Raw genomic sequence first — 8429 nt, 5'->3', positions numbered from 1 at the left:
CCGAATTAACCAACAGCGTCCGCGTGGTGCGTGCCGGGCCCTTTCATCGTTCGCGGGTGGTCAGCTCTTCTTGATCTCCCAGAAGCGGAAGACGGTCGAGGCGTCCAGGGTCCACTCCAGGCCGGTGATGTTGTCGCGGGAGACCGCGTACTGCTTGCCCTGCCACAGCGGGAGGATCGGCAGTTCTTCGGCGACCAGGTCCTGGAGCCTGCCGAAGTCCTGGTCGGTGTCGGTGCGGTTGGCGGCGGCCGAGGTCCTGGGGATGAGGCTGCCGGTGATGGTGGTGTTCTCGTAGTTGTTGCCGAGGACGTTGCCCTCGCCGAAGAAGGGGGCGGTGAAGTTGTCGGCGTCGGGGTAGTCGGGCACCCAGCCCTTGACGTACACGCCGTACTTGCCGGCTTCGATGTCCTTCTCGTACTGCTCGAACTCGACCGACTGCACGGTGGCCTTGAACAGGCCGCTGGCGTTGAGCTGTTCGGCGATGGCCTTGAGCTCCTGGTCGGTGGCGGGGCCGTAGCGGCTGGGGGTGGACCAGAGGGTGAGCTTCACCTTGTCGGTGATGCCGGCCTCGCGGAGCGCCTTCTTGGCCTTCGCCGCGTCGGGGCGGTCGCCGTAGGTGTCGAAGAAGGCGGTGTTGTGGCCGGCGATGCCCGCCGGGACGATCGAGTACAGCGGGGTCGCCGTCGACTGGTAGACGTTCTGGACGAGCGCGTCGCGGTCGACGAGGTAGGCGATGGCCTTGCGGACGCCGAGCTTGCCGACGACGGGGTCGTCGACGTTGAAGACCAGGTGCTGGACTTCGGCGCTGCTGCCCTGGACGACCTCGAAGCCCTCTTCGCCCGCGGCGGCGGAGGCTTCGAGGGAGGCGACCTCGTCGGCGGCGAGACCGCGGTAGGCGACGTCGATGTCGTTGTCGGCGAGTGCCTGGGACAGGGCGGCGCGGTCACCGCGGTAGAGCTTGAGGGTGACGCCGGTGTTCTTGGGCTCGGCGGTGCCCTGGTAGCCGGAGTTGACGGAGAAGACGGCCTCGGTGTCGCTGATGGACTCCAGCTTGTACGGGCCGGAGCCGACCGCCTTGCCGTCGGTGCGCAGTGCGTCCGCGGGGTACTCGCGGTGGTCGACGATGGAGCCGGCGCCGGAGGCTATCTTGCTGGGGAAGGTGGCGTCGGGGGCCTTGAGACGGAAGACGACGGTCAGGTCGTCCGGGGTCTCGATGGAGTCGATGGTGGCGAGCAGCGGCGCCGGGCCGGACGGGTCGTCGATCTTCAGGGCGCGGTCGAAGGAGAACTTGACGTCCTTCGAGGTCAGCGGGTTGCTGTTGGAGAACTTCAGGCCTTCGCGCAGGGTGCAGCGGTAGACCTTGCTGCCTCCCTGGAAGTCGCACTTCTCGGCGGCCTCCGGCTCGGGTTCCGTGGTGCCCTTGGGGAAGCTGAGCAGGGACTGGAAGACGTTGTTGAACAGCAGCCAGGAGCCGGGGTCGTATCCGGCCGCCGGGTCGGTGGCGAGGACTTCGTCGGACATGCCGACGCGGACGTTGTCCCCGGAGCTCGCGGAGCCCTCGCCCTGCTCCGCGCCGCAGCCACTGAGCAGGGCGGCGGACAGCCCCGCGGCGAGGGGAGCCGTCAGCCACTTGTTGTGCTTCACAGAACGTGCCTCTTGATCTCTTGCCAGGCCGGCCGCACGCCCTGCGCGGCCGGTTGTAACCGAGCTGGTTGAGGGGTCAGGCGGTGCCGCGGCCGAGTTCCCACAGGAGCAGGTCCGAGGAGGTGTTGAGCGCCCATTCGACGCCGGTGACGTCGTCACGTGCGGCGACGTACTGCTTGCCCTGCCAGAGCGGCAGGACGGGCACGTCGGTGGCGACGATCTTCTGGATCTGCCCGAAGGCGGGGCTCGCGGCGGTGCGGTCGGCCGAGCGGCGCGACTGCGGGATCAACTGGTCCCGGACGGAGGTGTTGACGTACGGGGTGTTGAGGAAGTTGTCCGCGTCGAGGAAGGGGGCGATGTAGTTGTCCGGGTCCGGGAAGTCGGGGAACCAGCCCAGGCCGTAGACGGGGTAGTCGCCGCGCTTCTGCGCGGGGCGGAACTTGGACCACTCGGTGCCCTGGACGGTGACGTCGAAGAGGCCGGTGGCGTTGAGCTGCTCGCGCAGCGCCTCGAACTCCTTCTTGGTGTCGGAGCCGTAGTGGTCGGTGGTGTAGTGCAGGGTCAGCTTCACCGGCGTCGTGATGTCGGCCTTGCGCAGGATGGAGCGCGCCTTGGCGGTGCTGGGCTCTCCGTAGGTGTCGAAGAAGGCGGTGGAGTGGCCGGTGACGCTGGAGGGGATCAGCGAGTAGAGCGGCTGGGCGGTCTGACCGTAGACCTCGTTGACGAGCGCGCCGCGGTCGACGACGGCGGCCATGGCCTGCCGGACGGCCTTGTCCTCGACGGAGGAGTCGGCGGTGTTGAAGGCGAGGTAGCGGATCTCCAGGCCGGGGACCTCGGTGAGCTCGATGCCCTCCTTGGGCTTCTCGGTGAGCTCCGTGATCTGGTCGAGCGACATGGAGCGGGTCATCATGTCGATCTGGCGGTCTTCGAGCGCCTTGTTCATGGTCTCGGCGTCGGCGAAGGAGCGCAGCTCGACCTTGTCGTTGCGCAGGGTGACGTCGCCCTTGTACTTCTCGTTCTTCGTGAAGACGACCTTGAGAATGCGCTCGCCGTCGCGCTCGGCCTTCATGGTGTACGGGCCGGATCCGTCGACGTCGAAGCCGTCGCGGAGCTTGTCGGCGCTGTACTTGCTCTTGCTGAGGATGCCGGCGACCGGGGTCGCGAGCTTGTACGGGAAGGTCGCGTCGGGCGTCTTGAGGTGGAAGACGATCTCGTGCTCGCTCTTGGTCTCGACGGCGTCGATGTTGGCGAGGAGGGCGGCGGTTCCGTTGTCGGACTTGATGGCCAGCACGCGCTCCACGGAGAACTTGACGTCCTCGGCGGTGACGGGTGTGCCGTCGGCGAAGGTGAGCCCTTCGCGGAGCTTGCAGCGGTAGCTCTCGCTGGCCCGGTCGCTGAAGGCGCAGCTCTCCGCTGCGTCCGGCACGGGCTCGCCGCCGCCGCGCGGGACGTGCATCAAGGTCTGCACGGTCTGCCGCAGGATGTTCCAGGCGCCGGTGTCGTAGGCGAAAGCCGGGTCGAGGGGCGCGGGTGCCTCGCTGGTGGCGAGGAACTGGTCCGTGGTGCCGACGACGATGGCTCTGGTCTCGTCCGATCCGCCACAGGCGACGAGCAGGGGGGCGAGCAGACCGGCCACGGCCGGCAGCACCAGAGGCTTGCGGTTCATCCTGGACGTTCTCCTCATCCGGCACTGGGATACAGCGGGTACGGAACTCCGCCGCTGCCGCCCGGTCGGGGCGGAGGATCGGGCCGGGATGGTGTGCGATCGGTCCTGTGTTCGCGGCGACTTGGGTGGGGCGCCGGGGCACTCGGAAGGTGCGGCGAAGTACTCGCGAAAGATTAGTGGGCGACGCCGTATTGCCGGACCGCGGGCGGCTGTACGGGTAATCGGAAAGTGATCATGAATGCGGGGGGCCCGATAGTCATGCGCAGGTACGTTTCGTACGCGATGAGGCGAATCGGGACACACGGGCAGGGCACAACCACCGCGATCCGGACACCTGGCGCAGGGCCGCCCCCCGCCGACCGGCACGCTGCGTGACCAAGGTCACGTGGCGGGCTTTCGGCGGGGGCGGATTCATTTCACGGTCGCGGTCACGGACAATGCGCGGTCGTGTGCCCTGCGTCTCCGTCACGGCGTTTTCGGGAAATGCGGTGACGGAGAAAGCTCAGGGAAACCTCAAAGGGTCACGGCCCGGAGATCAGCGTCCGCAGGAAGGGGACGTCCACGTCCTCCAGGGAGCGGACCACGACGCGGCCCGGGGAGGGCGCGATGGGCGCGACCGAGGGGACGGCGACCACCCGGCAGCCGGCCGCCTCGGCGGCCGCCACGCCCGTCGCGGTGTCCTCGATGACGGCACACAGGGCGGGGTCGGCGCCGACCCCGTCGGCAGCGGTCAGGTAGGGCTCGGGGTGCGGCTTCGTGCGGACGACCTCGTCGCCGGCGACGGTGAGGGTGAAGCGGTCGCGGCCCAGGGAGGCCAGGACCCGGTCGATGATGCGCCGGTGCGAGGCGGAGACCAGGGCGGTGGGGATGTTGTGGTGGGCCAGCTCGGCGAGCAGCCGCTCGGCGCCCGGCATCAGCGGGACGCCCTGGTCGATGCGCTGCTCGAACTTCTCGTTGAGCAGCACCGTGAGCTCGGCGAGGGTGATGTCGGCGCCGGTGGCCTCGATGAGGTAGCCCGCGCTGCGGGTCATGGGGCCGCCCACGACGATGTCGCGCCAGGACTCGTCCAGCCGGTGTCCGAGGTCGGCGAAGACGTCCACTTCGGCGTCCCACCAGAAGCCCTCGGTGTCGACGAGGGTGCCGTCCATGTCGAGGAAGACCGCCTGCAGGGCGGAGCTTCCGCTGGTACGGAACAAGGACGCGGGGACCGTACTGGTCATCCGGCACACCTCCATGGAGGGACGAGAAGGCCGGTCTCCCTCCCCGGTACGGGGAGGGAGACCGGCCTGCACTGGGCCGACAAGTGTACGTCCCGATCACGAGGGACGCGGGGATTTACTCCCTGGCGTGCGCCGGACGGGCCCGGCGCACGCTGAAACCGTGCGCCGAACGGGTTCAGCGGGCGTTGAAGTACTTCGCCTCGGGGTGGTGGATGACGATCGCGTCGGTGGACTGCTCCGGGTGGAGCTGGAACTCCTCGGAGAGGTGGACGCCGATCCGCTCGGGCTGGAGCAGGTCGGCGATCTTCGCCCGGTCCTCCAGGTCGGGGCAGGCCCCGTAACCCAGGGAGAAGCGCGCGCCCCGGTACTTCAGCGCGAACATGTCCTCGACGTCGGCGGGGTCCTCGCCCGCGAAGCCGAGCTCGGCGCGGACGCGGGCGTGCCAGTACTCGGCGAGCGCCTCGGCCAGCTGCACGGACAGTCCGTGCAGCTCGAGGTAGTCGCGGTAGGAGTCCGACTCGAAGAGCTTGGCGGTGGCCTCGCCGATCCGGGAGCCGACGGTGACGACCTGCAGGCCGACGACGTCGGTCTCGCCGGACTCCTCCGGGCGGAAGAAGTCGGCCAGGCACAGGCGCCTGCCGCGGCGCTGGCGCGGGAAGGTGAAGCGGGTCCGCTCGTTGCCGGCCTCGTCGAGGATGATCAGGTCGTCGCCCTTGGAGACACAGGGGAAGTAGCCGTGGACGACGGCCGCCTCCAGCAGGTTCTCGGTGTGCAGGCGCTCCAGCCAGCCGCGCAGGTGCGGGCGGCCCTCGCTCTCCACCAGCTCCTCGTACGAGGGTCCGTCGCCGGTCCGGTTCTGCTTGAGGCCCCACTGGCCCTTGAAGAGGGCGCCCTCGTCGAGCCAGCTCGCGTACTCCTTGAGCTGGATGCCCTTGACGACCCGGGTTCCCCAGAACGGCGGGGTGGGCACGGGGTTGTCGGTGGCGACGTCGGAACGGCCGCCGGGCTCGGGCTCGTCGGCCTCGACCGTCGTGGCGCGCGGGGCGACCCGGCGCTGCTTGAGCTCGGGCAGCGCCGCGCCGGGCACGCCGCGCTTGACGGCGATGAGGGCGTCCATGAGCCGCAGGCCCTCGAACGCGTCCCGGGCGTAGCGCACTTCGCCCTGGTAGATCTCGTGGAGGTCCTGTTCGACGTAGGCGCGGGTCAGGGCGGCGCCGCCCAGGATGACCGGGAAGTCGGCGGCGAGGCCGCGCTGGTTCAGCTCCTCCAGGTTCTCCTTCATGATCACCGTGGACTTGACCAGCAGTCCGGACATGCCGATCACATCGGCCCGGTGCTCCTCGGCCGCTTCCAGGATCGCGGAGACGGGCTGCTTGATCCCGATGTTGACGACGTTGTAGCCGTTGTTGGAGAGGATGATGTCGACGAGATTCTTGCCGATGTCGTGGACGTCGCCCCGGACGGTGGCGAGGACGATGGTGCCCTTGCCGTCGGCGTCCGTCTTCTCCATGTGGGGTTCCAGGTACGCCACGGCCGTCTTCATGACCTCGGCGGACTGGAGCACGAACGGCAGCTGCATCTGGCCGGAGCCGAAGAGCTCTCCGACGACCTTCATGCCGTCGAGGAGCGTCTCGTTGACGATGTCGAGGGCGGGGCGGGTCGTGAGGGCCTCGTCGAGGTCGGTCTCCAGGCCGTTCTTCTCGCCGTCGATGATGCGGCGCTTGAGGCGCTCCTCCAGCGGCAGGGCGAGGAGTTCCTCGGTCTTGCCGGCCTTCATCGACTTGGTGTTGACGCCCTCGAAGAGCGCCATCAGCTTCTGCAGCGGGTCGTAGCCCTCGGAGCGCCGGTCGTAGATCAGGTCGAGGGCGGTGGTGACCTGCTCCTCATCGAAGCGGGCGATGGGCAGGATCTTGCTCGCGTGGACGATCGCCGAGTCGAGACCGGCCTTCACGCACTCGTCGAGGAAGACGGAGTTGAGCAGGATGCGCGCGGCCGGGTTGAGGCCGAAGGAGATGTTGGACAGACCCAGGGTCGTCTGGACGTCCGGGTGGCGGCGCTTGAGCTCGCGGATGGCCTCGATGGTGGCGATGCCGTCCTTGCGGGACTCCTCCTGCCCGGTGCAGATGGTGAAGGTGAGGGTGTCGATGAGGATGTCCGACTCGTGGATGCCCCAGTTGCCGGTCAGGTCGTCGATGAGCCGCTCGGCGATGGCGACCTTGTGCTCGACGGTGCGGGCCTGGCCCTCCTCGTCGATGGTGAGCGCGATCAGCGCGGCGCCGTGCTCCTGGGCCAGACGGGTGACCTTGGCGAAGCGGGAGTCGGGTCCGTCGCCGTCCTCGTAGTTGACGGAGTTGATGACGGCGCGGCCGCCGAGCTTCTCCAGGCCGGCCCTGATGACGTCGACCTCGGTGGAGTCGAGGACGATCGGCAGGGTGGAGGCGGTGGCGAAGCGGCCGGCGAGCTCCTCCATGTCGGCGACGCCGTCGCGGCCCACGTAGTCGACGCAGAGGTCGAGCATGTGCGCGCCCTCGCGGATCTGGTCGCGGGCCATCTCGACGCAGTCGTCCCAGCGGCCTTCGAGCATGGCCTCGCGGAACTTCTTGGAGCCGTTGGCGTTGGTCCGCTCGCCGATCGCCATGTAGGCGGTGTCCTGGCGGAAGGGGACCGTCTGGTAGAGGGAGGCGGCGCCGGGCTCGGGCCGCGGGTCGCGGACGGTCGGGGTGAGGTCGCGGACGCGCTCGACGACCTGGCGCAGGTGCTCGGGGGTCGTACCGCAGCAGCCACCGACCAGGGAGAGCCCGTACTCCCGGACGAAGGTCTCCTGGGCGTCGGCGAGCTCCGCCGGGGTCAGCGGGTAGTGCGCGCCGTTCTTGCCGAGGACGGGCAGTCCGGCGTTGGGCATGCAGGAGAGCGGGATACGGGAGTGGCGGGCGAGGTAGCGCAGGTGCTCGCTCATCTCGGCGGGGCCGGTGGCGCAGTTCAGGCCGATCATGTCGATGCCGAGCGGCTCGAGCGCGGTGAGCGCGGCGCCGATCTCGGAGCCCAGCAACATGGTGCCGGTGGTCTCGACGGTGACGGAGCAGATCAGCGGTACGTCGGCGCCGAGGGCGTCCAGGGCGCGGCGGGCGCCGATGACGGACGCCTTGGTCTGCAGCAGGTCCTGGGTGGTCTCCACGAGCAGCGCGTCGGCGCCGCCGGCGAGCATGCCCTCGGCGTTCTGCTGGTAGGCGTCGCGCAGGGTGGTGTACGGGGCGTGGCCGAGGGTCGGCAGCTTGGTGCCGGGGCCCATGGAGCCGAGGACCCAGCGCTGCTGTCCGGTGGAGGCGGTGAACTCGTCGGCGACCTCGCGGGCGATCCGGGCGCCGGCCTCGGAGAGCTCGTACACGCGCTCGGCGATGTCGTACTCCCCCAGCGCCGCGAAGTTCGCGCCGAAGGTGTTGGTCTCCACGCAGTCCACGCCGGCGGCGAAGTACTCCTGGTGCACCGAGCGGACGATGTCCGGCCTGGTCACGTTCAGGATCTCGTTGCAGCCTTCGAGGTTCTCGAAGTCCTCGAGTGTGGGGTCCTGCGCCTGGAGCATGGTGCCCATGGCTCCGTCGGCCACCACCACTCGGGTCGCGAGGGCCTCGCGGAGGGTTGCGGCGCGGTTCCGGCTGTCGGCGGAAGGGGTTGGCGACGAGGCCATGGATGAGCTCCCTGGGATGCGACGGCTGTCGGCTTTGCACCTTCGGAGGAGGGTGCACGGGGCCAGCGTAACCGCGGACTCGCCGGGGTGGACATGGCGTCCCACGGGCCGGACGGCATTCTGTGTGCGGAGACTCCCGGTCACGCCCGTTCTTGAACGACACTGTCCAGGTAACGAGTGGTCGACATCGACCGATAGTGTTCAGCATTGTCGA

Annotated in this window: 4 protein-coding genes; all 4 read right to left on the bottom strand. The window is 69.0% G+C overall.

Annotated elements, in window-relative coordinates; genetic code table 11:
* Positions 1-60: 60 nt before the first annotated feature.
* Positions 61-1644 carry an ABC transporter substrate-binding protein gene (locus tag J7E93_RS32430; RefSeq protein ID WP_215073611.1) on the bottom strand — a complete coding sequence of 528 codons (1584 nt, stop codon included), beginning with the start codon at positions 1642-1644 and terminating at the stop codon, positions 61-63.
* Positions 1645-1720: 76 nt separating this feature from the next.
* Complete coding sequence (locus tag J7E93_RS32425; protein ID WP_215073610.1) at positions 1721-3310, bottom strand: ABC transporter substrate-binding protein; 1590 nt, start codon at positions 3308-3310, stop codon at positions 1721-1723.
* A gap of 521 nt (positions 3311-3831) precedes the next feature.
* On the bottom strand, positions 3832-4530 hold the full coding sequence (locus J7E93_RS32420) for an HAD family phosphatase (protein WP_215073609.1): 699 nt from the start codon (positions 4528-4530) through the stop codon (positions 3832-3834).
* Positions 4531-4705: 175 nt separating this feature from the next.
* Positions 4706-8215, bottom strand: a complete 3510-nt coding sequence (gene metH / locus J7E93_RS32415) for a methionine synthase (RefSeq protein ID WP_215073608.1) — start codon at positions 8213-8215, stop codon at positions 4706-4708.
* Between the last annotated feature and the right edge of the window lie 214 nt (positions 8216-8429).

Origin of the sequence: Streptomyces sp. ISL-36, from assembly GCF_018614205.1 — a bacterium.
GTDB lineage: Bacteria > Actinomycetota > Actinomycetes > Streptomycetales > Streptomycetaceae > Streptomyces.
The sequence above is the reverse complement of the archived record's forward strand: the minus strand, read 5'-3'. Positions and strand labels throughout refer to the sequence as shown.

Excerpts from the sequence above, each read along its gene's own strand:
- J7E93_RS32425 (WP_215073610.1), bottom strand. The coding sequence starts at position 3,310 with ATGAACCGCAAGCCTCTGGTGCTGCCGGCCGTGGCCGGTCTGCTCGCC.
- J7E93_RS32420 (WP_215073609.1), bottom strand. The coding sequence starts at position 4,530 with ATGACCAGTACGGTCCCCGCGTCCTTGTTCCGTACCAGCGGAAGCTCC.
- metH (WP_215073608.1), bottom strand. The coding sequence starts at position 8,215 with ATGGCCTCGTCGCCAACCCCTTCCGCCGACAGCCGGAACCGCGCCGCA.